This is a genomic window from Adlercreutzia muris (genome assembly GCF_008831045.1).
Classification (GTDB): domain Bacteria; phylum Actinomycetota; class Coriobacteriia; order Coriobacteriales; family Eggerthellaceae; genus Adlercreutzia; species Adlercreutzia muris.
On sequence record NZ_WAJS01000005.1, the window covers coordinates 60,656 to 85,946 of the forward strand.

Below are 25,291 nucleotides of genomic sequence, written 5' to 3' on the forward strand. Positions count from 1 at the left end.
AAGGAACTTGAGAGCGACCGGAAGGGGAGCGGCACGGCGGATAACGTCTGCGGCCGCGATGCCCCTACGGCCCAGCATTTCAGACACAGCGCGCATAACCACACCATAACTGAACCCGTGCGCCGCCGACCTTATCGAAGGGGCTGACACCCTATGGCATTCGTACACCTGCACAACCATACCGAGTACTCGCTGCTCGATGGCCTGACCCACGTGAAGGACATGGTGCGCCGCGCCGCAGAGCTGGGCATGCCGGCTGTGGCCATCTCCGACCACGGCGTCATGTCCGGCGTGGTGGAGCTCTCCGACGCCTGCGATGCCGTGGAAAAGGAGACCGGCGTTCGCGTGAAGCCCATCTTTGGCTGCGAGGTGTATTTCACCGCCGACGAGTCGCTGCGCAAGGATGTGAAGCCGAAGCTGTATCACCTGCTGCTGTTGGCCAAGACCAACGAGGGCTACCACAATCTGCTGAAGCTGGTCAGCGAGTCTCATGTGGACAACTTCTACTACAAGCCCCGTACCACCTTCTCCATGCTGCAGAAGTACGGTCGCGGCATCATCGGCACCTCGGCCTGCATTGGCGGCATCATCCCGAAGCTTTTGGACGACCGCCGCTTCGAGGACGCCGTGGAGTGGGCGAAGAAGTTCGCCAGCTGCTTTGATGAGGGCGACTTCTACATCGAGCTGCAGAACCAGGGCGTGCGCACCGACGCCGGCTTCACCCAGACCGAGTTGAACCACCAGCTGACGGCCGTGGCCAAGGAGGCGGGCTTAAAGACCATCGCCACCAACGACTTCCACTACCTGCTGAAGGAGGACGCTCGCGCCCAGGACATCATGCTGTGCATCGGCACCGGAGCCATGGTGAACGAAGAGAAGCGCATGAAGTTCGAGAACGATCAGTTCTACATGAAGACCGAGGCCGAGATGCGCGAGGCTCTGGCCGATTTTCCCGAAGCCTGCGACAACACGGTGGAAGTGGCCGAGAAGTGCAACGTGGTGCTTGAGCGCGACTCCATCCTGCCGCGCTTCCCCCTCCCCGAGGGAGAGACCGAGGAGTCGTGGTTCCGCACGCGCGTGCAGGAGGGGCTGGAGAAGCGCTACGGCACGCCGGTGCCCGCTGATGCCCAGGAGCGCGCCGACTACGAGATGGGCATCATCATCCAACAGGGCTTCCCGGCCTACTTCCTCATCGTGCAGGAGTACATCGAGTGGGCCCGCTCCCAGGGCATCGGCGTGGGTCCGGGTCGCGGCTCGGCTGCCGGCGCCATCGTGGCCTATGCCATGGGCATCACCGATTTGGACCCGCTGACCAACGGCCTGCTGTTCGAGCGTTTTCTCTCGCCCGAGCGCGTGGAGATGCCCGATATCGACGTCGACTTCGAGCAGGGCCGCCGCGAAGAGGTCATCAACCACATCAAGGAGGTCTACGGCGAGGACCACGTGTCCCAGGTCATCACCTTCGGCACCTTGCAGGCGAAAAATGCCGTGCGCGACACGGCCCGCGTTCTGTCGGGCACGCTGAAGCTGGGCCAGGGGCTCGATGCCGACATGGCCCGCAAGGCGGCCTACGGCTTGGGCGACCGCATCTGCAAGATGATCGGCGACGAGCTGGGCATCACCATCGACAAGGCCCTGGACACCAATCCCGACCTGAAGAAGGCCTACGACACCGACGAGGACGTTAAGACCATCATCGACGCGGCCCGCTCCATCGAGGGCCACGTGCGCGGCGAGGGCGTGCATGCCTGCGCCACCATCATCTGCCGCGACCCTATGAGCGATCACGTGCCCATGAAGCGCGACACCAAGGGCGGCGGCATCATCACCCAGTACGACGGCCATTACACGCCCGACTTGGGCCTGTTGAAGATGGACTTCCTGGGTCTGCGCACCTTGGACGTGCTGTCCATTGCCTGCAAGAACATCCTGGAGCGCACCGGCGAGAAGATCATTCCCGAGGAGATTCCCACCGACGATCCGCTCGCCTTCAAGCTCATGCAGTCGGGCAACATGGACGGCCTGTTCCAGGTGGAGGGCAGCTTGTACGTGAGCCTGTTCAAGCGCCTGCCCCCCACGCGCTTCTCTGACGTTGTGGCCTCTATCGCCCTGAACCGCCCGGGCCCGCTGGAGTCCGGCATGGTGGAGGACTACATCAAGGTGGCCAGCGGCAAGACCCCGGCCCACTACTACGACGAGCGCCTGCGGCCCATCTTGGAGGAGACCTTCGGCACCATGGTCTACCAAGAGCAGATCATGCAGGTGTCCATGGCCATGTCGGGCTTCTCTGCCGGCAAGGCCGACAAGCTGCGCAAGGCCATGGGCAAGAAGAAGCTCGATGTCATGCGCCAACTCCAGGCCGACTGGAATTCTGGTGCTGTGGAGAACGGCTATGCCCTGGAGATCGCCGAGAAGATCTGGGAAGATGCCGAGAAGTTCGCCAAGTACGCCTTCAACAAGTCGCACTCGGCCGCCTACGCCATCCTCGTGATGCGCACGGCCTACCTGAAGGCGCACTATCCGAACGACTTCATGGCCGCTGTGCTCACCAGCTACATGGGCAACACCGACCGGCTCATCCGCTACATCGCCAGCTGCAACCACAACGGCACGCCGGTGCTGCCGCCGGACATCAACTCGTCCCGCGCGGAGTTCACGCCGGTAGCCGAGGGTATCCGCTTCGGCCTGGTAGGCGTGCGCGGCGTGGGCAAGAACGTGGCCGACGCCATCATCGAGGAGCGCGAGGAGAATGGCCCGTTCTCGTCGCTGCACGATTTCGTGAACCGCGTGGACGCGAAGGCCTACAACCGCAAGACCCTGGAAGCCCTCGTGAAGGGCGGCGCCTTCGACTCCACCGGTTACACGCGCAAGCAGATGATGCACTTCATCGAGGAGACGCCGATGCTCGAGGGCGCGGCGAAGCGCCAGAAGGACCGCGACCGGGGCCAGGTGTCCATGTTCGACTTATTCGCCGACGATGCCGATTCGGGCTTCCAGGAGGACGTGCCCGAGCCGGACGGCGTGGAGTGGGACAAGCGCACGAAGCTCGCCTACGAGAAGGAGATCATGGGCATCTACGTGTCCGAGCATCCCTTGGCGCCCTACGAGGGAGCGCTGTCCCGCATGACGAAGTTCTCCCTGGGCGATCTGGCCGAGCGCACCGCCGAGATCCGCAACGCCATCTTCGTGGGCATGGTGTCCAATGTGGTGGTGAAGCTGACCAAACGTCAGACGAAGATGGCCACGTTCACCCTGGAGGACACCACCGGCCATGTGGAATGCATCTGCTTCAAGTACGATGAGAACGCTGAGGCCATTCGTGACGACGCCATCGTGAAGGTGAAGGGCAAATTCGAGGTAAACGACCGCGGCAGCCAGATCATGGCCTTCGAGCTGGAGGCCCTTGAGCTGCGCGAGGAAGATGCGCGGCCGAGCCACCTGCAGCTGCAGGTGCCCTCGCGCTCCTTCGACCAGAGCCGCTCGGCCAATCTGAGCCGCATTCTGCGCCAGTTCCCCGGCCGTGACGGGGTGGTACTGCTTGTGGAGCAGGCCGACGGCCGCAAGTTCCGCGCCGAGCTGCCGGTCTCGGTAGACGCCCGCTCGCCCATCATGAAGGCCGAGATACGCGACCTGTTCGGCCCGGAGGCCTTGATTGCGTAGGATCGCGGAGATACATCGTCCCACCTTGGAAGAGCGGGCTGCTGAATGCGAGCGGGAGCAGACGCTGTCGTGCACGGTGGCCTACGATGGGGCTCCCTTCGCGGGGTTCGCGAAGCAGCCAGGGCAGCGCACGGTGCAGGGGGAGCTGGAAGAGGCCCTGGCCCTGCTGTTCCGCCGCCCGGTGGACGTGGTGTGCGCCGGCCGCACCGATGCGGGGGTGCACGCCCGGGGCCAGGTGGTCTCCTTCGAGGTGGACAGCGACGAGCTGCGCGGTCGCAGCCTGCACAACCTGCGCCGGTCGCTGAATGCGCTTACCGGCGAGGGCATCGTGGTGCGCTCGGTGGATGAGCGGCCCCGCGGCTTCTCGGCTCGCTTCGATGCCCGGTGGCGCGAGTACCGGTACTTCCTCGCCACGGGCGACACCCCGCCGGTGTTCACCGAGCGCACTGCCTGGTACGTGGGGCCGAACCTGGATATCGCCGCCATGGAGCGCGGGGCGGCGTACCTTATCGGCGAGCACGACTTCAAGAGTTTCTGCATGGCCGCCTCGGCCGTGGGCAAGCCCACGTGCCGGAATGTGAGCGAGATCTCTATCGCCGCCGAGGAGATCTTAGGCGAGCCGCACCGGGTCATCACCGTGCGGGGCAATGCCTTCCTCCACTCCATGGTGCGCACCATCGTGGGGACGCTCGCCATGGTGGGCCGCGGCCAGCGCGACCCCGGCTGGGTGGCCGAGGTGCTCGCCGCCCGGAGCCGCCAAGCCGCTGGCGAGAACGCTCCGGCAAAGGGCCTCGTCTTCTGGAGTGTGGCGTACTAACCTGCTATGATGGCCTTACTTATATTTTGCGCGTGCGCATAAAAAGAAGGGGGTCTTTCATGGAGAAGGTCGACAAGCTGGCGCCGCTCGGATTCGGGTTCATGCGCCTGCCGCTCAGGGATGCGGACGATCCCGCGTCCATCGACATCGACAAAGTTTGCGAGCTCGTGGATATCTTCATGGACGCGGGGTTCACCTACTTCGATTCCGCCCGCGGCTACCACGGCTGCAAGTCTGAATGGGCCCTTCGCAAGGCCCTTGTGGAGCGCTACCCGCGCGAATCGTTCACCATCGCCACGAAGCTGCCGGCCTGGCTTGCCAAGAACGCCGAGGAGGCCCGCTCCATGTTCGACACCTCCCTGGCGGAGTGCGGCGTGGATTACTTCGACTACTACCTGCTGCACAATCTGGGCGAGTCCCTCACGGCCGGCTTCGAGGAGTACGGCCTGTGGGAGTTCTGCGCCGAGAAGAAGGCCGAGGGGAAGATCAAACGGTTCGGCTTCTCCATCCACGACAACGCCGAGGAACTGGAGAAGGTGCTGGATGCGCACCCCGAGGTGGACTTCGTGCAGATCCAGGTGAACTACGTGGATTGGGAGAGCGACATCATCCAGTCGCGCCGCTGCTTCGAAGTGTGCCGAGAGCGCGGCCTGCCCGTGGTCATCATGGAGCCGGTGAAGGGCGGCACCCTCGTGAAGCTGCCCGATCCCGTGGCCGATATTCTCCGCGCGGCCGAGCCGGGCGCCCCGCTCGCGTCCTGGGCCCTGCGCTTCGCCGGCTCGCTACCGAACGTGATTGCGGTGCTCTCGGGCATGAACACGCCGGAGATGGTGGCCGAGAACGTGGCCATTATGAGGGACGGCGTGCCGCTTACGGCCGAAGAGCGCGGGGTGATCGACGAGGCCCGCGCGGCTCTGGCAGCCCTGCCCGGCGTCCCCTGCACCGACTGCCGCTACTGCATGAAGGGCTGTCCGGAAGGGGTGCACATCAACACCATCATGCAGTCGCTCAACATCTACGACCAGATGGGCGACGCCTACCGCGCCCAGGAGAACTACAACTGGAACACCGGCGCCGGCAAGGCGAGCGCATGCATCCAGTGCGGCTCCTGCGAGAGCGTGTGCCCCCAGCACATCGCCATCGTGGGCGAGCTGGAGCGCGCCGCAGAGCTCTTCGAGTAAGGGCCCGGGGGTCGGAGCCGCCGACTGAGTGAATCGGAGTATCCCGCACCCTCGCCCCCGGCGAGCCGCCCCTTTCCCCGGAAAAGCGGGCGTCTCTCAGCGGTTTCACGCTATAATCACACGGTTTCGACGGGCGGCTGCACCGCGAGCGCGATGCAGCCGCCCGTTCCGCTTGTTGGGAAAGGCACAGGGGAGTGCCTGGAAATGGGAAAGGACAACCATGGCAGGAGAAATGAAGAAGCAGCGCGCTTCCTGGTCGGGGAAGTGGGCCTTTATTCTGGCCGCGGCCGCCTCGGCGGTGGGTCTGGGGAACATGTGGCGCTTCCCCTATCTGGCGGCGAAGTACGGCGGCGGCACCTTCCTTATCACGTACCTGGTGCTCGTGTTCACCTTCGGTGTGTCGCTGCTGCTGTTGGAGACGGCCTTGGGCCGCAAGACCGGCCAGTCCGCCATCGGCGCCTTCAAGAGCTTCGGCAAGAAGTACGCCTTCATCGGCATTCTGGCCTCGGCGGTTCCCTTCATCATCACGCCGTACTACTGCATCATCGGCGGCTGGGTGACGAAGTACACGGCCGCCTACCTGGTGAACGGGCCGGCCGCCCTCGCTGACGGCGGCGACTTCTTCACCGGCTTCATCACCTCGAGCGCGGAGAGCTACATCTGGATGCTCCTGTTCATGGCCATCGTGTTCGTGGTCGTAGGCCTGGGCGTGAAGGGCGGTATCGAGAAGGCGAACCTGTTCATGATGCCGGCGCTCATCATCATGGCCATCGGCATTGCCATCTACACGCTCACCATGCCCGGTGCCGTGGAGGGAGCGCTGTACTACCTCACGCCGGACTTCAGCAAGTTCTCGCCGGAGCTGGTCATCGGTGCTTTGGGCCAGATGTTCTACAGCCTGTCGCTGGCCATGGGCATCATGATCACCTACGGCTCCTACATGCGCAAGCAGGACAGCCTCACCTCTTCGGTGCTGCGCATCGGCGGCTTCGATTTGGGCGTGTCCTTCATCGCCGGCCTGCTCATCGTGTCCGCGGCCTTCGTGGCCATGGGCTCCGGTGACGCCGTGGCCGCCAAGGCCGGCCCCTCCCTCATGTTCGTGACGCTGCCCACGGTGTTTGTCGACATGGGCGGCATGGCCACCATCATCGGCTTTCTGTTCTTCCTGCTGGTGCTATTCGCCGCTCTCACGAGTGCCATCTCCCTCGTGGAGACTCTCGTCTCCATCGTGCACGACGGCCTGCAGTGCTCCCGCAGGAAGGCCCTCGGCATCGTGATCGCGTTCGTGGTCATCGCCGGCGGCATCATCAATGCCGGCTACAACGTAGCCTCCTTCATCGAGCCGCTCGGGGCCGGCAGTTCCATGCTCGACTTCGCCGACTTCATCTCCAACTCGGTGCTCATGCCCATCGTGGCATTGCTCACCTGCGTGTTCGTCGGCTGGATCATCAAGCCCAAGGCCATCATCGACGAGGTGCGCATCTCCAGCAAGTTCACCGCCGCCGGTGCCTGGACGATCATGATCAAGTACATCGCCCCGGTGCTCGTCATCATCATCCTGGTGGCCTACGTGGCCGCGCAATTCGGGCTCTTTGCGATGTAGCGTCGCAGGCCCGTTAGATTTCCATGGCGAAGGGCGCCCCCGTGGGCGCTCTTCGTTGTTTTGCGGTAGGATAGTCAATCACTGAAACCAATCGGATCGAAGGATTTCCATGGCTCTCTCAATCGGTATCGTGGGGCTGCCCAATGTGGGCAAGTCCACGCTGTTCACGGCGATGACCAACAAGGGCGGCCTGGCCGCCAACTACCCGTTCGCCACCATCGAGCCCAACGTCGGCATCGTGCCGGTACCCGACGAGCGCTTGGACGCGCTGGCCGAGATCGACCATCCGGCGAAGATCGTGCCCGCCACGGTGGAGTTCGTGGATATCGCCGGGCTTGTGGCTGGCGCCTCCCAGGGCGAGGGCCTGGGCAACCAGTTCCTCGCGAACATCCGCGAGACCGACGCCATCGCCGAGGTGGTGCGCTTCTTCGGCGACCCGGACGTGACCCACGTGGCCGGCAAGGTGGACCCGCAAAGCGATGTGGACACCATCAAGACCGAGCTCATCTTGGCCGACATCGCCACGGTGGAGAAGGCCATTCCGCGCCTGGAGAAGGAGGCCAAGCGCGACAAGGCCGGCGTGGCGAAGCTGGAGGTCGCCAAAAAGGTGCTCGAGGGCCTGAACGAGGGTCATCGCGCCCGTACGTTGGGGCTGACCGACGACGAGGTGGCGGCCATTTACGAGTTGCACCTGCTCACCATGAAGCCGATGCTCTACATCGCCAACGTCGACGAGGACGCGGTAGATGCCGAGCTGCCCGAGATCGACGGCTGTGTGCCCGTGCCCATCTCCGCGAAGGTGGAGGCCGATATCGCCGAGCTGGCCGAGATGGACCCGGTCGAGGCGAAGGAGTACATGGAGGCCCTGGGGCTTGCCGAGAGCGGCCTGGCCCGCCTCATCCGCGAGGCCTATGCGCTCTTGGGCCTGCAGAGCTACTTCACGAGCGGCGTCACCGAGACCCGCGCCTGGACCATCCCTATAGGTGCGAAGGCCCCCCAGGCCGCCGGCGTCATCCACACCGATTTCGAGCGCGGCTTCATCAAGGCCGAGACGGCCAGCTTCGAGGACTATGTGGCCTTGGGCGGCGAGAAGGGCTGCCGCGACGCCGGCAAGCTGCGCCAAGAGGGCAAGGACTACGTCGTCCAGGACGGCGACGTCATGCATTTCAAATTTAACGTATAAGAGCGGGGCGGGCATCCCCCTGCTGTGTCGCTTTGGCGGAAAGGAGTGCCGGATGGCGGGTTTCAGCGATCGAGATAACGGGCGTGAGCGCAGGGGCGCGAGACCCGATAGGGAAGCGCAGCGTGAGGAGCGCCGGCGAGAGGCGGTGCGGCACACAGGGCTGATGAAGGCGGCCTTCGGAAAGGAAACCGACGAGGCCATTGAAGCTGCCCGCATCTACGAGGAGGGCGAGGGCCGCAGGTTGCTGTGGGGTGCCGAGGCGGCCGCCGCAGCGAAGGAGGCCGCGGCGATGGCCGAGGCCGACGCCGACGGTGCCCAGGTGGGCAACGAGGAAGCGCGCGAAGAGGCCGTCGCGGCTGAGGAGATGGCCGAGGCGGCCGCTGCGGAAGCGGCGGATGTGCCTGCCGATAATGGCCCAGCTGCTGTGCCGGCGGCGACCGAGACGGTGACGAAGGTGGTGACGTCGTTCGCTCCCGAGGCGCTGTACCGCGACGGCGAGGGCAAGACGATGATCGTGGATCCTGGCGCCTTCACGCGTCCCGGCGGCGCCTACGAGGACGGTGCCTTCGGCCCCGAGCAGATCCTGTGTTCCGAGAGCAACCTGTACCCGGTGCTTTGTGCCCACAAGCGTGACTTCTACGACAAGAACCGCGATTACCGTCGGGGCTCGCTGTTCACCGACCGTGCCCTGTACGTGCCCGAGGTGCTGTTCTCCCGCGAGGGGGACACGCGCCGCGCCGACGTGCTGGTCATCGCCGAGCCCATTCGCGCCTACGCACTGGATAACCACCGTTCCGAGCGCGAGTGCGACAAGGCGCTTGCCGATCGCATCGAGACCATCTTCCGCATTGCCGCGGCCAACAACGTGCAGACGCTCATCATGGGCGCCTTCGGCTGCGGGCGTAACGGATACCCGTCTGCGCAGGTGATCGAGTTGATTCGCGCGTGGATCGGCGAGCATCCCGGCGCGGTGCTCCGGGTGGTGTTCGCCGTGCCCCGCATGCACGTGGATGCCTTCCGTGCCGCTTTCGGCAGCGTCGAGGAGGAGAAACCGGCGGCGGTCGAGGAGGTCGTCGAGCGCGACGAGGAAGCCGACGACGACTGGCGTGCCGTCGAGCTGCCCGAGGGCATCACGCTGCGCTAAACGAAATCGAATGATTGCCTGCGGCGGTTGTGGGCCGGGCAGGCCGGGCGGGCGGCCTTCGGGCCGCCCGCGTGCATGGAAGGAGAGATTGCGGTGGGTGTCCCCATGGATGTGAGGAAGGCTGGCTCGCTGGAGGACAGCCGCACGGCTGCCGATTACGAGGCGCATATCGCCGAGGACACCGAGGATGTGGGGCCCGGCCAGCATCTGTTCGGCGAGCCGTTGGAGATGTACTTGCTTCGGGAGCCGAGGCTGGCCGTGGCCTTCTCCGGCGGCTGCGATTCGTCGCTTCTGCTGGCGGCGGCGAAGCTCGCTGGCTGCGAATTGCGTGCCTACCTGGTGAAGACTGCCTTCCAACCGGACTTCGAACTGGATGACGCCCGGCGTGTGGCCGAGGCTCTGGGCGTGCCGCTCACGGTGATGGAGGCCGACGTGCTCGCGCAGGCCGAAATCTGCGAGAACCCGCCCGATCGCTGCTACCGCTGCAAGCGCTTCATCTTCCAGAAGGTGCGCGAGGCGGCTGCCGCCGACGGCTTCACGGTCATCGTCGACGGCACCAATGCCTCCGATGACCCTGCGCGTCGCCCCGGCTTCAAGGCGCTCGCTGAGGCCGGGGTAGTGTCGCCCTTGCGCCGCGCGGGCATGACCAAGGCCAACGTGCGCGCGGTACTCGCGCACTTGGAGAGGTCGTTCGGCTTGGAGGCGGGCGCCCTCATGTCCGCCAAGCCGAGCTTTCCGTGCCTGGCGGTGTACGTGTCCGAGGGGGAGCCCATTACCGAGGCGTCCCTGGCCGAGGCTGCTCGGGCCCGGGGGCTGTAGGGCGCTTGGGGCGCCTTCCCTCTGTGAAGGCCGTAGCTTGAGGGGAGCGGCTTTGCGCCTAGGAGTCTCGGTCGACGAAGGGGTCGGAAAATGCATCGAATTTCGAGTTATGAGCGTCTCGGGGGTTCGCTCGTCCCGCGTTCGAAGGGTTTATCGTTTTCTGCAATGCTCTGATCGGGCGTTTTGCCGACTGCCTTCCAAACTGCCGTGCGGTGTGGGGAAGCGAGACGCTCATAACTCTAGATTTGACGCAAAAACTGCCCTGCTCAATTGCTAAATCTTCGCACTCGCTGGGGCGGCGCGTTTTGCAGTCACGCTTTTTGCTATCATAGGGCAGTTAACTTACGGAAATCGAGAAGGAGCGCTCAGCCATGACGCAGCATCTTTCCGAGGCTGATGTGCGGGGCATTGCCGAGTACACCCGCATCGGTCTTACGGCGGAGGAGGTCGTCGCCATGACGGCCGACCTGAACGCCATCATCGACAGCCTCGCGCCCATCACCGAGTTCGACTTGGATGGCGTGGAGCCCACGTTCCATCCCATCGGCGATCTGTCGAACGTCATGCGCGACGACGCGGTGCGTGGCAGTTTCACCCAGGCCGTGGCCTTGGAGAACGCCCCGAAGCAGGAGAGCGGCAGCTTCCTCATCCCGTCCATTCTGGGTGAGGGGGGTGACCGCTAATGGCAACGCCGTTCGGAAGCATGTCCATCGGCGAGCTCCAGGCGGGGCTCGCCGCCAAGGAGTTCTCCGCTGCTGAAGTGGCCCGCGGTACCTTCGAGCGCATCGAGGCCGCCGACGGGGTAGTGCATTCCTTCCTGGAGACTACCGAGGCGCTGGCCCTGGATGCCGCTGCCCGCATCGACGGGGCCATCGCCGAGGGGCGCCTGGCTGAGATGGGCCCTCTGGCCGGCGTGCCTGTGGGCTACAAGGACAACCTGAACCTGACGGACACTCACACCACCTGTGCCTCGAACATGCTGCGCGACTACGTGTCGCCCTACACCGCCACCTGTGTGGAGCGCACCTTGCGGGCCGGGGCGCTGCCCATCGGCAAGCTGAACATGGACGAGTTCGCCTTCGGCGGCTCCACCGAGACCTCCGCCTTCGGGCCCACGCGTAACCCGTGGGATACCGAGCGCGTGCCCGGCGGCTCCTCGGGTGGCAGCGCCGCGGCTGTAGCGGCGGGCCTCGTACCCGTGTCTCTCGGCTCCGATACCGGCGGCTCCATCCGCCAGCCCGGCTCCTTCTGCGGCCTGGTGGCCGTGAAGCCCACCTACGGCGTGGTCTCGCGCTACGGCGTGGTGGCCTTCGGCAGCTCGCTGGACCAGGTGGGCCCCTTCGCCCGCTCGGTGGAAGACGCGGCGCTCGTTCTGAACGCCATCGCCGGCCGCGACGCGTTGGACTGCACGAGCCAGCCGAGCGACGTGGACTTCACGGCGAACCTCGCCGAGGGGGTGCGCGGCATGAAGATTGGTGTCGTGCCCGCGTTCTTGGAAGCCGCCGGCTTGGCCCCCGAGGTGAGGGCCAAGACCCAGGAGGCCGCCCTCGCCCTGGAGAAGATGGGCGCCGAGCTCGTGGAAGTGGAGCTGCCCCATGCCCAGGCGGCCATGAGCGCCTACTACGTGCTGGGTCCCTGCGAGGCCTTCAGCAACCTGGCCCGCTTCGACTCGGTGCGCTACGGCTACTGCGATCCGGGCCACAAGGACCTGGGCAGCCAGTACGAGGCCAGCCGCGCCCGCGGTTTCGGGCCCGAGGCGCGCCGCCGCATCATGCTCGGCAGCTACCTTCTGTCGGCCGGCGTGTACGATACGTACTACTACCCGGCCCAGCAGGTGCGCACCCTCATCACCCGCGACTTTGCCGTCGCCTACGAGTCGGTGGACTGCATCCTCGCGCCGGTGGCCCCGCGCACGGCCTTCAAGCTCGGCGAGATCGGCGATCCCACCGAGATGTATTTGGGCGACATGTTCACCATCTCCATCAACATCGCCGGCAACGGCGGCATGTCCGTGCCCGTGGGCCTGGGCGCCGACACGGGCCTGCCCGTGGGCGTGCAGCTCATCGCGCCGCCCTTCAAGGACGCGAACATGCTCCGCGCCGCAGCGGCCCTGGAGACCGTTTACGGTCCGGCGCCGGTGGCCCCCGACTACGCCGACGGAAAGGTGGGTGCGTAAATGAAGACGCTGGAAGAGGTATTCGAGACCTGGGAGGCCGTCATCGGCCTGGAGATCCACGCCGAGCTGACCACTCTGGAGACGAAGATGTTCTGCGGCTGCAAGCTGGAGTTCGGCGCGGCCCCCAACACCCACACCTGCCCGGTGTGCCTGGGGCTGCCCGGGGCGCTTCCCGTGCCCAACCGCGCGGCCATCGAGTCCATCGTACTGGCGGGTTTGGCCACCAACTGCGATATCGAGAAGCACTCGATGTTCTACCGCAAGAACTACATGTACCCTGATATGGCGAAGAACTTCCAAACCACCCAGGGCCCCATCGCCTTCTGCATGCGCGGTCACTTGGATCTGGATGTGGACGGCCGCGGGGCCGCCGAGCGCTACCGCCTGGACGCGCTTGCGCCCGGTGAGCGCGACGGCAACATCACGCGCACCGAGGACGGGTACGTGGCCCATGTGGGCATCACCCGCATCCACATGGAGGAGGACGCCGGCAAGATGGTGCACCTCGGCGGCGGGGAGGGCCGCATCGCCGGGGCCACGCACTCGCTGGTAGACTACAACCGCGCCGGCACGCCCTTGATCGAGTTGGTGACCGAGCCCGACCTGCGCACGCCCGAGGAGGCGCGCCTGTTCATGCAGAAGCTGCGCCAGATTTACCTGGCCTTACGTATCTCCGACTGCTCCATGGAGGAGGGCAGCCTTCGCTGCGACGGCAACGTGTCCCTGCGCCGTCGCGGCACCACTGCTTTCGGCACCAAGACCGAGCTGAAGAACATGAACTCCTTCAAGAACCTCCACGACGGCTTGGCCTATGAGATCTGCCGTCAGGCCGAGGTGCTGGAAGAGGGGGGCGTCATCTACCAGGAGACGCGTCACTGGGACCCGTCCGCCAAGCGCACCATCGTCATGCGCGTGAAGGAGACCGCTGACGACTACCGCCTGTTCCCCGAGCCCGACTTGGCACCCTATGATCTCACCGACGAGTTCATCGAAGGGGTGCGAGCCAAGCTGCCCGAGCTGCCCGACCAGAAGGCGGCCCGCTACGCCGCTGACTTCGGGCTCACCTCCTACGATGCTCGCCACCTGGTGGAACGCCGCGCTACCGCAGACTTCTTCGACGAGTGCATGGCGCTGGCTGCCACCGAGGCCGACGGCGGCGCGTTCGCCAAGCCGCTTGCGAACCTCATCATCAACGATGTGACGGCGTGGCTCAATGCCCACGAGGGCGAGGCGCTGGTCGCCACGCCGCTCTCGGCCGCCCGCGCGGTGGCCCTCGTGAAGCTGACGGTCGCCGATGTCATCTCCTCCAAGCAGGCCAAGGAGGTGTTCGCCGCCATCATGGACGAGGACGCCGACCCCGAGGCCATTGTGGAGGCCCGCGGTATGAAGCAGGTGTCCGATACCGGCGCCATCGAAGCGGTGGTGGACGAGGTGATCGCCGCCAATCCCGACGAGGTGGCCCGCTACCGCGACGGCAACGACAAGCTCATCGGGTTTTTCGTGGGCCAGTGCATGAAGGCCATGCGCGGCCAGGGCAACCCCAAGATCATCAACGAGCTTCTGGCGAAGAAGCTGAGGTAGGGAAGCGAAGTCGTCAATTTTGCCTTGCGCTGCGGAGGGCCGTCCTGAAAGGGGCGGCCCTTCGTTTAGAAGGGGTCTCTCTTTTCAAATCAGTACTTTTTCCTCTTGCATTCGCTATCTCACGATCTTATAATGGAACAAATGTTCTTACAGTTTCACCAGTGGTGAAACTGAGGCTGGGGAGCCCCTAACCCGGAGACGGGGACAGCCGCCGAGAGGAAAGGGGGCTGCCATGACCAGCCGTATTACCATATCCAACAACTTCATGTTCGGACGCGTGCTCTGCCGCGAGGATATTTGCCGGGGCTTTTTAGAGCGCGTTCTCGGTACCGAAGTGAGTGCCATCTCCTATCTCAACCGGGAGCAGGTGCTCCAGCCCGCCGTGGCATCCCGCGGGGTGCGGCTCGATGTGTACGCTGAGACGGCCTTGGGCGTCATCGATGTGGAGATGCAGGCCAATCCCCATGCCGATTTGGGGCGCCGTCTGCGCTACTATCAAGCGAGCATCGATTCGGGGTTGCTCGACCAGGGCTCGTCGTGGAGGGATTTGCGCGACAGCTACATCATCTTTGCCTGTGATTTCGACTGGCCCGGCGCAGGCCTTCCCGTGTACACCTTCGACCGTCTTTGCCGGGAGAATCCGGCCCTTGCGGCTCAAACCGGCTCCACGTGGGTGGTGCTGAACGCACGGGCCGCCGCTGCCGCGCCCAGTGAGGGGCTGCGTAATCTGCTAGAATATATTCAAAGAGGCTCCGTAGCGCCAGATGACAAGCTCGTGAGCGCCATGGATGCCGAAGTCTCCACGGCCAATGAGGACAGAGAGTGGGTGGGCTCCGTGATGACCGTAAGAGATTTGCTGGAAGAGGCCCGCGCTGATGCCATCGCCGAAGGCTTGGCAGAAGGCCGCGCCGAGGGTATTGCCGAGGGCCGCGAGGAAGGCCTGGCCGAGGGCCGCGCTGAGGGCCGCGCTGAGGGTCGTGCTGAGGGCCGTGCTGAGGGCCGCGCCGAGGGTGTTGCCAGGATGGCTGCTCTTGCGGCCAAGCTGGCAGAAGATGGCCGCGCTGAAGACGTCCTTTCCGTTATGGCTGACCCCGTGGCGGTTGAGAATCTTCTTCGAGAATACAGGTTGTAAGCGGTGTTTGGCTGTGACGGGTTCGTGACAGGGGTGGCGCTCGGGCGCCCCTGCGCGGAGGCAATGGTAGAATCCCAACCAAAAGTTGTAAGGTCAACATTGACGAAGGGATTTCCCATGGGCATCTTCAAGGACGAGAACGGCCGCAGCTACGGCGACTGGACGCGTCGCGGCCAGGGCCGCACGAGCGAGCACGCCAACGATATCGTCACGACGGGCGACGAGAAGAAGTGGTACGACCAGACCTTCTGGATCGTGTTCTTCCTGATTGTGCTGTGGCCCGTGGGACTGGTGATGATGTGGCGCGGCGCTTGCACCTGGCACGTCGCCGTGAAGGTGATCGTCACCATTGCGATCCTGGGCCTCGTCGTGGTGTCCTACCAGATGTCCCAGGCCGTTTTGGCCGCCCAGGGCACACTCGGCTAGAGGAGAGCTTCGTTTTCCCTGATGAAAGCCCGCCATCGACCTTCGCGATGGCGGGCTTTCCCTATTCTGTATGCGTTTTGCCCTTGCTCGGCGCCGTGGCTTCGGGCATCATACTGACCCACGCAAAAGAGGCGAGGAGACGCTGGGTCTCCCGCATTCCAGGAGACCGGAACAAGGAGCAGTGATGGCGAAGAAGAACATCCCCTACGATCAGAAGTACTACGATCCTGAGATCGAGTGCATGCCACGGCCCGAGCTGGAGGCCATGCAGCTGGAGCGTTTGCAGGAGATGGTGGCCTACGCCTACGAGAACACCGTCTGGTACAAGCGCTCTTTCGACGAGGCCGGCGTCGCGCCTGCCGACATCAAGACCCTGAAGGACCTGGAGAAGTTCCCCTTCGTGGACAAGAAGACCGAGCGCGAGACCCAGCACGTGGGCTCGTTCTTCGGCGAGATGTGCTCGGTGCCCGAAGAGGAGGTCATCTTCATGGCCACCTCGTCCGGCTCCACGGGCGTGCCCACGGTGAGCCCCTTTACCCAGGAGGACTTCGACCTGTGGCAGGACACCGAGGCGCGCCTGTTCTGGCAGGCCGGCATGCGCCCCACCGACCGCTACGTGCACGGCCTGAACTTCGCTCTGTACGTGGGCGGCCCCGACGTCATCGGCGCCCAGCGTCTGGGGGCTCTGGCCATCTGGGTGGGCGCGGTGCCCTCCGATCGCCTCATCTTCGTGCTGCAGCAGTACCAGCCCACGGTGATCTGGACGAGCCCGTCCTACGCCTGGACGCTGGGCGAGAAGATCAAGGAGAAGGGGCTCGACCCGCGCCGCGACTTCTCCATCCACACCATCATCGTGGCCGGCGAGCCGGGCGGCTCCATCAAAAGCACCCGCGAGGCCATCGAGAACCTGTGGGACGCGAAGGTGGTGGACTTCTTCGGGCTGTCCGACATCTACGGCGCCTGCGCGGCGGCCTGCGAGGCCCACGACGGCCTGCATATCGTGGAGGACCAGATCCTCGTGGAGACCGTGGACCCGGCCACCGGCGAGGTGCTTGAACCCGGTGAGGTGGGCGAACTGGTGTACACCACCCTCATGAAGAAGGCCCGCCCCATGATCCGCTTCCGCACCGGAGACATCGGATACGTGTCCAACAAGCAGTGCACCTGCGGGCGCACCCTGGCCCGCATCCACATCACCGGCCGCAAGGACGAGATGTTCATCGTGGGCGCCGTGAACGTGTTCCCCTCCGATGTGGAGTACGTGGTGCGCGCCGAGGCGGGGCTGACGGGCGAGTACCTCATCCGCGTCTACGACGAGAACTTCTCCACCCGCTACGAGGTGAGCGTGGAGCGCGCCCAGGGGTCCGACGAGCCCTTCGACGCCGTGGCCGCCCGCGTGTCGGCGGCGCTGAAGGCCCATACCGGCGTGAAGCCGGCCAAGGTGCTCGTCTACGACGCCGGCAAGCTTGGCACCTCCTCCGAGCACAAGGCCAGCCGCTTCATCGACGAGCGCAAGGGCGCCTAGGGCCCGAAGTTCCTCGTTGCACTTGATGGCCGCGCGCCGCCCTCCAGCCGTGTGCGGCCCGCTATAATGCGGATAACCGATAGAAGGGAACCCTATGACCGCTTTCGACTTCTCCATCTCCGGGCAGCACTACCTGTTCGACGTGCAGTCCTTCGCCCACACCATCCTGGCCGCCGGCGGCGATAGCTATTCCTACGCCCTGCGCGACCGCACCACCCAGGGGGTCATCGATGACGTGGCCTTGGGCACCTCCGAGCTGGGCGTGGTCATGCTGACCTCGGCCACCGAGGCGGCGCTCACCGAGGCCTTCACCGAGGCGGGGCTCACCTTCCACGAGCTGGCTGCCTCGGCGCCGCTGGTGGCCCTGCCGTCGAGCCATCCGCTCGTGAACGCCAAAAAGCTCAGCTTGGAGCAGCTGGCCGATTACCCCTATGTGTATTTCGGCCAGGGCGAGGGCGCTCCCATCGCCTTTTACGAGGAGGCCCTGTCCGACGTGCCCCGGGCCAAGAAGGTGGCCTGCACCGACCGCGCGTCGCTCACCGAGCTCATCATGGCCATCAACGGCTATACGGTGACGAGCGGCATTTTGGTGGGCATCACCGACGGCAGCGCGCTCACGACCATTCCGCTGGAAACCGATGTGGTGCTGCACCTGGGCTATGTGTCTGCCGACAATCGCGACCTGTCGGTCATGGGGGAGCGCTTCGTCACCCACCTCGCCCGCAGCCTGGACTACTATGCGAATAAATAGTCGCGAGGGATAACGAGAGAGATGCAAGGGCGGCCGTTACGGTCGCCCTTCGGTATTGAGAGAGGGATGCCCATGCTGGAAGTCATTTGGCACGCGCGGGGCGGCCAGGGGGCCTTTACGGCGGCCCGGTGCCTGGGCGCCGCGGCGGCCCTGTCGGCTGGGGCGTGCGCTCTGGCCTTTCCGACCTTCGGCCCGGAACGAAGGGGCGCTCCCATGCGCGCGTTCACGAAGATCGATGGGGCGCCCATCGGCGACCGCAGCGTCGTGGCCCGGGCGGGCATCGTGGTGTACCTGGACGAGACGCTGCTGGATGACAGCTGGGATGCCGAGCTGGCCGACGGCGGCCTCATGCTGCTGAACACGCGCCGCGCGGTGGACGACCCGCGCGTGGTGGCCATCGACGCCGACGGCATCTCGGCGGCCGTGCTGGGACGACCCATTCCCAACACGGTGTTTTTGGGCGCCATTCCGGCCCTCTGCGACGCGGTTAGCTTGGAAGACGTGCACGAGGGCATTCGCGCTACCATGCCCGCGCGGCTGCATGAGAAGAACGTGCGCATCGTGGATGCTGCCTTCGAGGCGCTGGCGTCCCGGCCCGACTTGCCCCACCTGGGCGGCCTCGGTCAGCGCGGGGGTGACTCGGGCACGGGCCTGTTCGATTTGGCGGCTGCGGTGCTGCTTGAGGGAGAGGGGAGCGAGGCATGACCGATCGGAAGTTCACGCCCCATCTGCGGGAGGGCCTGGGGGCGCGGCCCGAGGAGTTCGCCCGCTCCACCTGCTTTGAGGGCGGTTACCTCACCTCGGTGAACGCCGGCTGGCGCAGCCTGCGGCCCCTGATCGACCCGGTGCAGTGCACGCTGTGCCTCAACTGCTATATGTACTGCCCCGACGGCACCATATTCAAGGTGCGCGACGGCGAGGGCGTCTGCACGGCGCTTGCCATCGACTACGATTTCTGCAAGGGCTGCGGCGTGTGTGCGAAGGTGTGCCCCGTGCCCTGCATCGCCATGGTGGACGAGCGCGGCGACGGGGAAGTGGCGGCGGGGATCTCGGGCGTCTCGACCGAGCGAGTTTTGCAACGACGGGAGCAGGACCTCATGTCCTGTTCCCCAAAGCGAGGACTGCCTGAGCGAATCGAGATGTCCGAGACCCCCGCTCGGAAAGATGCAGAAGGAGGTGCGGCATGAGGAAGTTCCTCTCGGGCAACGAGGCCTTCGCCGAGGGTGTGCGCCTGGCGCGGCCCCAGGTGATATCGGCCTATCCCATCACGCCCCAGACCACAGTGGTGGAGGCCTTGGCCTCCATGGTGGAAGAGGGCAGCCTTGCCTGCGAGTACCTGCACGTGGAAAGCGAGCATGCCGCGCTGGCAGCGGCCATGGGGGCGTCGGCTACGGGCGCGCGCACGTTCACGGCCACCTCGTCCCAGGGCCTGCTGTACATGGCCGAGTGCCTCACCTACGCCTCGGGCGGGCGGTTTCCCATTGTGATGATGAACGCGAACCGCGCCCTGGCCCTGCCGTGGAACATCTACGGCGATCAGCGCGACTCCCTTTCGCTTCTGGATCACGGCTGGATCCAGGTGTATGCCGAGAACAACCAGGAGGCGCTCGATCTGGCGCTCATGGCCTACGCTGTGGCCGAGGACGAGCGCGTGAGCCTGCCGGTGATGGTGAACGTGGACGGCTTCGCCCTCACCCACACCTACGAGTCGGTGGAGGTGCCTGAGGCCCAGGCTGCCGACGCCTTCCTGCCGCCCTATGCTACGGCCAACCGCTTCGATTTCGAGCGCCCGGTGAGCATCGGCTATTCTGCCGGTCCCGAGTTCAACGGCCACTACCAGTACTGGCACCACCGCGACATGCTGGCCGCCGAGACGGTGGTGGAAGAGGTGGAGGCCCGCTTCGCCGCCACCTGCGGGCGCCGGTACCCGGGCCTTGTGGACGCCTACCGCTGCGAGGACGCCGATTTAGTGCTGGTCACCTTGGGCTCGGCAGCCGGCATCGCCCGCGATGTGGCCGACGAGCTGCGGGCGGCGGGCACGCGAGCCGGCGTGCTGCGCATCCGCTACCTGCGCCCGGTGCCCGGCCGCCAGCTTGCCGAGGCCCTGGCCGGGGTGGCGGCCGTGGGTGTGCTGGAGAAGGACATCTCCTTCGGCGGCGACGGCGGCGCGGTGTTCTCCACCGTGCTGGTTGCCTGTGCCCGCCGCGGCGTGGCCCGGCCGGCCCTGAACTTCATCGGGGGCCTGGGCGGCGCCGATATTTCCCGCGACCAGGTGCGGGTCTGCTTCGCCGATCTGGAGCGCTTGGCAGCCGGCCAGGGCGAGGCCGGCCGGGTCGTGTTCTTGGGCATTGACGACGAGGAAGGGGGCCTGCGATGACCGTGAACGCGCGCAACATCACCGATGAGGAGTTCTTCTACGGCCACAAGGCCTGCCCTGGCTGCGGCGGCGCCCTTGTGGTGCGCCAGGTGCTGAAGGTGCTCGGGCCCCATGCGGTGAGCGCCCTGCCTGCCGGATGCATGAGCGCCGTGGGCTTCAACTTCCCCCAGCTGGCCTTCGGCAACAACGCCATGATCACCCCCTTCGCCGCCACGGCCGCGGTGCTCTCGGGCATTCGGGCCGGGCTTGCGGCCCAGGGGACGGCGCCCGACGACTGCACGGTGGTGGGGTTCGCCGGCGACGGCGGCACGGCCGATATCGGCCTGCAGGCGTTGTCGGGGGCCATCGACCGCAACGACGATGTGCTCTACATCTGCTACGACAACGAGGCCTACATGAACACGGGCATCCAGAAGTCGGGGCTCACCCCCTTCGGCGCCTCCACGACGACCACACCCGCGGGTGCGCGCGAGCACGGTTGCCTCACGCAGAAGAAGAGCCTGTTCGATATTGTGGCGGCCCATGGCATTCCCTACGCTGCCACGGCTTCGGTGGGCTATCTGAGCGACTTTTTGAAGAAGGTGGAACGGGCCCGCGACGTGCGCGGGTGCCGCTTCATCCACGTGATGGCGCCCTGTCCGGTGGGCTGGGGCTTTCCCTCGGAGGACATGGTGGACGTGGCCAAGGAGGTCGTGGACACGGGCCTGTGGTACCTCGCCGAGTACGAGGGCCCGGCCCTGTCGGGTGTGCCCGGGGGCGCCTTCCGCCTGAACCGCAATCCCAAGGCGTTCAAGCCCATCGAGCCCTACCTGCGCCGCCAGGGCCGCTTCCGCGCCGATGACGAGGCCGACTTGGCCGCCATCGAGGCCGCCCGCGACGAGCGCTGGGCCTATATGCGCGAGCGATGGGCATAGCGGGCCGGTTGCGCTATAATAGGCAACCTGCCGAGGTGGCTCGGCGTTTTTGCGCCCATGGCTCAACGGATAGAGCAACGGACTTCTAATCCGTAGGTTGTAGGTTCGATTCCTACTGGGCGCGCCAGAAACAAGAAGGCCGGGGTCGCTGACCTCGGCCTTTCGAATGCTCTGGAGCGGGCGACGGGAATCGAACCCGCCTCATCAGCTTGGAAGGCTGAGGTTCTACCAATGAACTACGCCCGCACGATGTAACTTGCATAGTATAGCGCAACCCGGCCGCCCTGCAACGAGAAAACAGAAGTGGGCCTCCATTCCGCCGTTGCGGCGATGCTCCGCCCTTGCACGGACGCCAACCCCGGTGCTACCGTTATGGGCGGTCGGGGCCGTTCAGGTGCGCCTGCGCCTCTTGCGGAAGCTCGTCGAAGGAGACTTCCTCCCACCCGACCACGCCACGAATGGGCTCTACCTCCAGTTTCAGATACGCCCCCTCTCTCAGTTGGCGCTCGGTACCGAACGAGACCTCCCGCCCGTTGCCCTGCTCATCGTAGGCCGGCAGGCGGTAGAGAAGGCTCATACCCCCGGTAGGGTCGATGACCCCGCCCCGCGATTCCAGCTCTTCGGTTCGCGCGTTGTCCACTTGCGTGTAGTACGCGGCGTTCATGTTGCCGGAGAGCACCCACCATCCGGCGATTACCGCGGCTACCGCCACCGCTGCTATGGAAAAGCCCACTGCTACTGCTACCTTTGTGCGCATGTTGGAATCTCCTTCCCGTGGATCGGATGCGATTTCCCAAGGCGCCTTCGATGCTATGCCTATGGCCCGCGAGTCGCCATCGAAGTGCCTTACGGGCGGCTTGCATTTTTGTAAGCGCAGCGCAAGGGCAAAGCTGTCCCTTTGGAGCTCTTCCAGGAGGGGGGCGGTTTGCGGTGCGCGCCGGCCCCGGGAATTCTTTGGAAGTGGCCGCCGCGCGGCAGCGGCATGGCGTAGCCGGAACGGCAGTCGTCAAGCTCCCGAAGAGCCGCGAGGATCCCCCATGCTCGACGGACGGCTCCGCTATGCCCTGGATCGCGGACACCTTGTGCGTTTCCGTCGTCACCGTGCGATCCCTTTGCAAGAACTTGTATCGTAAGGCGGGTATTAGCAAGAAGCTTAAGCACGTGCATCTGGTGCAGCAGCTACGCGCTCGAGAGCAGGGAGGCTTCCATGGAGATCGTCGTCGCGACGCCCGGGCACATTGACGCTATGACCGCTATCACCGATGCCGCGGTGGCCGACATGGCCGCCCGCGGGCTCGACCAGTGGCAGTGCGGGTACCCGTGCCGCGCCACCTGGGAGGCTGATGTGGCCGAAGGTGCGGCTTACGTTGCCCTGGACGAGGGCCGGGTGGTGGGTGTGTTCCGCTACGGCACCGAGCCCGAGGCGGCCTACGACACCCTCGAGGGCTCCTGGCTCGCGAGCGGTCCCTACGCCACCGTGCACCGCTGCGCCGTGGATCCGGTCTGTCGCGGCCGGGGCGTCATGGGCGCGCTCTTCACTTTCGCCTGCGAGAGGGCCGCCGCCGACGGCATGGCCTCGGTGCGTGTGGACACCCATGCCGACAACGCCCCTATGCGCCGCGCCACCGAGAAGGCCGGCTTCACCTACTGCGGCCCCATCGTGCTCACGGAAGGCGTCGAGGCCGGCGCCCCGCGCATCGCCTTCGAGAAAGTGCTGGGGTAAAGGCGTCTCCGATAGCGGCCGGCAGGTCGGCGACATCGTGCGTCGAGCGCCCGGGCGCTTGGCGAGTCGTGCTATGATGGCGGCTGATGCAACCGAGGGTTTGAAGGAGGTGAGGCGATATGTCCAAGAAGCGAAAGCGCACGGGGCGCTGTGCGGCCGAGCGGGCGCGCCGGGCGGCGACGCAGCAGGCTCGGGCCGCGGGGCGCGATGGCGTTCTGTGGCGCCAGACGGCCGAGGAGGCCACGCTGGCGGCGAAGCCGCGCTACAACGGCTACGCCTGCGGCCACGGCGCCCACGGCGACGCCAAGTACAGCCGCGCGAAGGCCAAGCGGGCCTGGCGCGCGCAGATCGGACGCGAAGGAGCCTCTCGGGGCTCCTTCCTCTTTTTGGCGTATTGTGGCAAGTTTGGGGCAGTTCCCAACATGAAGGCCGCGCGAGTGCGGACTACTTCATACACTGAGAGAGAAATCCCAGTTCAAAACTGATGACATTTTCAAAGGGGATGGTTGGATGCCCCGCTGCCGCCCTTCGACTGATGGGAAGCGCTTCAAACTTGTCACTGGCGGCGGCTCAGATTGCAAGGAACGGAAAAGATCGGTTTCGCGAACGCTATAATGATCGCAGAAAGTGATGAGGCGGAGCGGGAACGAGGTCTTATGGAAGCGACGCGCATTTACACCTACGATTCCACCCTGCGCGACGGGGAGCAGTGCGAGGGCATCACGCTCTCGCTCGCCGACAAGCTCGCCATCGTGCGGCGCCTCGACGAGTTCGGCATCGACTACATCGAGGGCGGCTTTCCGGCGTCGAACCCCAAGGACGTGGCGTTCTTTCGCGAGGTGGCCGCCATGGAGCTGCGTCACGCCCAGATCGCGGCGTTCGGCTCCACGTGCAAGAAGGGCGTGGCCGCCGACGACGACGCGGGCCTGGCCGATCTTCTGGCGTGCGGCGCGCCGGTGGTAACCATTGTGGGCAAGACCTGGGATGCCCAGGTGGAGCGCGCTTTGCAGACCACCCTTGAGGAGAACCTGCGCATGATCGCCGACTCGGTGGCCTATCTGAAGGCGGCCGGGCGGCGTGTGGTGTTCGATGCCGAGCACTACTTCGACGGCTACAAGGCCAACGCCGACTACGCGCTGGCCTGCGTGGGGGCCGCCGTGGAAGCGGGGGCTGACTCGGTGGACCTCTGCGAGACCAACGGTGGCGCGCTGCCCTTCGAGGTGGAGGCCGTCGTAGCCGCCACGGCGGGCGCCTTCCCGAACGCCGCCTTCGGCATCCACTGCCATAACGACTCGGGGTGCGCGGTGGCCAACACGCTGGCGGCCGTGCGCGCCGGCGCTACGAGCGTGCAGGGCACGGTGAACGGCATCGGGGAGCGGGTGGGCAACACCGACCTGCTCACGGTCATTGCCGACCTGGAGCTGAAGATGGGCGCCACCTGCGTGGGAAAGCACAGCCTCGCGCAGCTCACGGGCGTGGCGCAGTACGTGGCGGAGCTCTGCAACGTGTCGAAGCCGGCCCACCACCCCTACACCGGCACGAGCGCCTTCGCCCACAAGGGCGGCCTGCACGCGAGCGCCATCGCGCGCTTCCCCGAGGCCTACGAGCACGTGAGCCCGGCGGCCGTGGGCAACGCGAGCCGCACGGTGGTGAGCGAGCTGGCGGGCAAGGCATCGCTGCTGTCGAAGGCGGCCGCCCTCGGGTTCAACCTGGAGGAGGCCGGTGTGAGCACCCAGGACGTGCTCGACGACATCAAGGACCGCGAGGCGGCGGGCTTCACCTACGAGGTGGCCGACGGCTCGCTGGGGCTTCTGCTCATGCGCCATCTGGGGCTGTATGCGCCTGCGTTCACGCTGGAGAGCTTCCGCGTCATCGTGGACGATCGCGAGGACACCGGCGCGCTTGCCAAAGACGCGCTGTCCGAGGCCACGGTGAAGATCCACGTGGGGGACGCGCGCTTCGTGGCCACCGGCGAGAGCACCGGACCGGTGGGCGCCCTTGACGCCGCCCTGCGCCTCGCCATTGTGGAGTCGTATCCGCAGGTGGCGGCCATGGAGCTCATCGACTACAAGGTGCGCCTGCTCGACGAGAGCCAGGGCACCGATGCCATCACCCGCGTGACCATCACCGCTACCGACGGGGTGGATACCTGGGGCACGGTGGGCGTATCCGAGAACGTCATCGAGGCCTCGTGGAACGCTCTCGTAGATTCCCTCGAGTACGGTCTCTTCCTCGCTCGCGCCCGCGCCTAGAGCAGCCTGCAGCGGGAAAAGCCGCAT

22 protein-coding genes and 2 tRNA genes are annotated in these 25,291 nt (G+C 65.6%); 22 read left to right on the forward strand and 2 right to left on the reverse strand.

The features are described 5' to 3' along the window. Window positions 1–153 precede the first annotated feature (153 nt). From dnaE to F8D48_RS02590, 19 genes are all read left to right on the forward strand, one after another. Window positions 154–3,660, forward strand: a complete 3,507-nt coding sequence (dnaE, locus tag F8D48_RS02500) for a DNA polymerase III subunit alpha (protein ID WP_151429833.1) — start codon at window positions 154–156, stop codon at window positions 3,658–3,660. Beyond that, entirely contained in the window at window positions 3,653–4,477 is an 825-nt protein-coding gene (gene truA / locus F8D48_RS02505) for a tRNA pseudouridine(38-40) synthase TruA (RefSeq protein WP_151429834.1), read from the forward strand. Before dnaE ends, truA begins: the two co-directional genes overlap by 8 nt. Window positions 4,478–4,536: 59 nt before the next feature. Next, entirely contained in the window at window positions 4,537–5,658 is a 1,122-nt protein-coding gene (locus F8D48_RS02510; RefSeq protein ID WP_151429835.1) for an aldo/keto reductase, read from the forward strand. Window positions 5,659–5,878: 220 nt separating this feature from the next. Continuing rightward, on the forward strand, window positions 5,879–7,261 hold the full coding sequence (locus tag F8D48_RS02515) for a sodium-dependent transporter (protein ID WP_151429836.1): 1,383 nt from the start codon (window positions 5,879–5,881) through the stop codon (window positions 7,259–7,261). 109 nt (window positions 7,262–7,370) lie between these two features. Continuing rightward, on the forward strand, window positions 7,371–8,444 hold the full coding sequence (gene ychF / locus F8D48_RS02520; protein WP_151429837.1) for a redox-regulated ATPase YchF: 1,074 nt from the start codon (window positions 7,371–7,373) through the stop codon (window positions 8,442–8,444). A gap of 52 nt (window positions 8,445–8,496) precedes the next feature. Beyond that, window positions 8,497–9,588, forward strand: a complete 1,092-nt coding sequence (locus F8D48_RS02525; RefSeq protein WP_240806186.1) for a TIGR02452 family protein — start codon at window positions 8,497–8,499, stop codon at window positions 9,586–9,588. Between the two features lie 93 nt (window positions 9,589–9,681). After that, entirely contained in the window at window positions 9,682–10,407 is a 726-nt protein-coding gene (gene larE, locus F8D48_RS02530) for an ATP-dependent sacrificial sulfur transferase LarE (RefSeq protein ID WP_240806187.1), read from the forward strand. A gap of 371 nt (window positions 10,408–10,778) precedes the next feature. Then, window positions 10,779–11,090, forward strand: a complete 312-nt coding sequence (gene gatC, locus F8D48_RS02535; RefSeq protein WP_028027217.1) for an Asp-tRNA(Asn)/Glu-tRNA(Gln) amidotransferase subunit GatC — start codon at window positions 10,779–10,781, stop codon at window positions 11,088–11,090. Beyond that, a complete protein-coding gene (gene gatA / locus F8D48_RS02540; protein WP_151429838.1) occupies window positions 11,090–12,583 on the forward strand; it encodes an Asp-tRNA(Asn)/Glu-tRNA(Gln) amidotransferase subunit GatA in 1,494 nt (497 codons plus the stop codon). Before gatC ends, gatA begins: the two co-directional genes overlap by 1 nt. Beyond that, window positions 12,584–14,164: an Asp-tRNA(Asn)/Glu-tRNA(Gln) amidotransferase subunit GatB gene (gatB, locus tag F8D48_RS02545; protein WP_151429839.1), complete on the forward strand. Its 1,581-nt coding sequence runs from the start codon at window positions 12,584–12,586 to the stop codon at window positions 14,162–14,164. Window positions 14,165–14,396: 232 nt separating this feature from the next. Further along, on the forward strand, window positions 14,397–15,296 hold the full coding sequence (locus F8D48_RS02550; protein WP_151429840.1) for an Rpn family recombination-promoting nuclease/putative transposase: 900 nt from the start codon (window positions 14,397–14,399) through the stop codon (window positions 15,294–15,296). A gap of 117 nt (window positions 15,297–15,413) precedes the next feature. After that, the gene (locus tag F8D48_RS02555) at window positions 15,414–15,722 is read left to right on the forward strand and encodes a holotricin-3 (protein ID WP_240806188.1); all 309 of its coding nucleotides are present in this window, start codon (window positions 15,414–15,416) and stop codon (window positions 15,720–15,722) included. Window positions 15,723–15,906: 184 nt separating this feature from the next. Next, complete coding sequence (locus tag F8D48_RS02560) at window positions 15,907–17,247, forward strand: phenylacetate--CoA ligase family protein (protein WP_151429841.1); 1,341 nt, start codon at window positions 15,907–15,909, stop codon at window positions 17,245–17,247. 94 nt (window positions 17,248–17,341) lie between these two features. After that, a complete protein-coding gene (locus F8D48_RS02565) occupies window positions 17,342–17,998 on the forward strand; it encodes a LysR substrate-binding domain-containing protein (protein WP_135971200.1) in 657 nt (218 codons plus the stop codon). Between the two features lie 72 nt (window positions 17,999–18,070). Further along, a complete protein-coding gene (locus F8D48_RS02570; protein WP_136434448.1) occupies window positions 18,071–18,703 on the forward strand; it encodes a 2-oxoacid:acceptor oxidoreductase family protein in 633 nt (210 codons plus the stop codon). Then, window positions 18,700–19,185, forward strand: coding sequence for a 4Fe-4S binding protein (locus F8D48_RS02575; RefSeq protein ID WP_151429842.1), 486 nt, complete (start codon window positions 18,700–18,702; stop codon window positions 19,183–19,185). The genes F8D48_RS02570 and F8D48_RS02575 overlap by 4 nt, the downstream gene beginning before the upstream one ends. Next, window positions 19,182–20,375 carry a transketolase C-terminal domain-containing protein gene (locus F8D48_RS02580; RefSeq protein ID WP_151429843.1) on the forward strand — a complete coding sequence of 398 codons (1,194 nt, stop codon included), beginning with the start codon at window positions 19,182–19,184 and terminating at the stop codon, window positions 20,373–20,375. Before F8D48_RS02575 ends, F8D48_RS02580 begins: the two co-directional genes overlap by 4 nt. Then, window positions 20,372–21,289, forward strand: a complete 918-nt coding sequence (locus F8D48_RS02585; RefSeq protein ID WP_151429844.1) for a thiamine pyrophosphate-dependent enzyme — start codon at window positions 20,372–20,374, stop codon at window positions 21,287–21,289. The genes F8D48_RS02580 and F8D48_RS02585 overlap by 4 nt, the downstream gene beginning before the upstream one ends. A gap of 51 nt (window positions 21,290–21,340) precedes the next feature. Continuing rightward, a tRNA-Arg gene (locus F8D48_RS02590) sits at window positions 21,341–21,416 on the forward strand. Window positions 21,417–21,461: 45 nt separating this feature from the next. Here the strand turns inward: F8D48_RS02590 and F8D48_RS02595 are convergent. Together F8D48_RS02595 and F8D48_RS02600 are read right to left on the reverse strand one after the other, a co-directional pair. Beyond that, window positions 21,462–21,535 (reverse strand) — tRNA-Gly (locus F8D48_RS02595). A gap of 124 nt (window positions 21,536–21,659) precedes the next feature. Continuing rightward, entirely contained in the window at window positions 21,660–22,046 is a 387-nt protein-coding gene (locus F8D48_RS02600; protein WP_151429845.1) for a YxeA family protein, read from the reverse strand. A gap of 450 nt (window positions 22,047–22,496) precedes the next feature. Here F8D48_RS02600 and F8D48_RS02605 point away from each other — a divergent pair, with 450 nt between their 5' ends. From F8D48_RS02605 to cimA, 3 genes are all read left to right on the forward strand, one after another. Then, entirely contained in the window at window positions 22,497–23,012 is a 516-nt protein-coding gene (locus F8D48_RS02605) for a GNAT family N-acetyltransferase (protein WP_136434438.1), read from the forward strand. 119 nt (window positions 23,013–23,131) lie between these two features. Then, window positions 23,132–23,497, forward strand: coding sequence for a hypothetical protein (locus tag F8D48_RS02610; protein ID WP_151429846.1), 366 nt, complete (start codon window positions 23,132–23,134; stop codon window positions 23,495–23,497). 171 nt (window positions 23,498–23,668) lie between these two features. Next, window positions 23,669–25,264, forward strand: a complete 1,596-nt coding sequence (gene cimA / locus F8D48_RS02615) for a citramalate synthase (RefSeq protein WP_151429847.1) — start codon at window positions 23,669–23,671, stop codon at window positions 25,262–25,264. The last annotated feature ends 27 nt before the right edge of the window (window positions 25,265–25,291 follow it).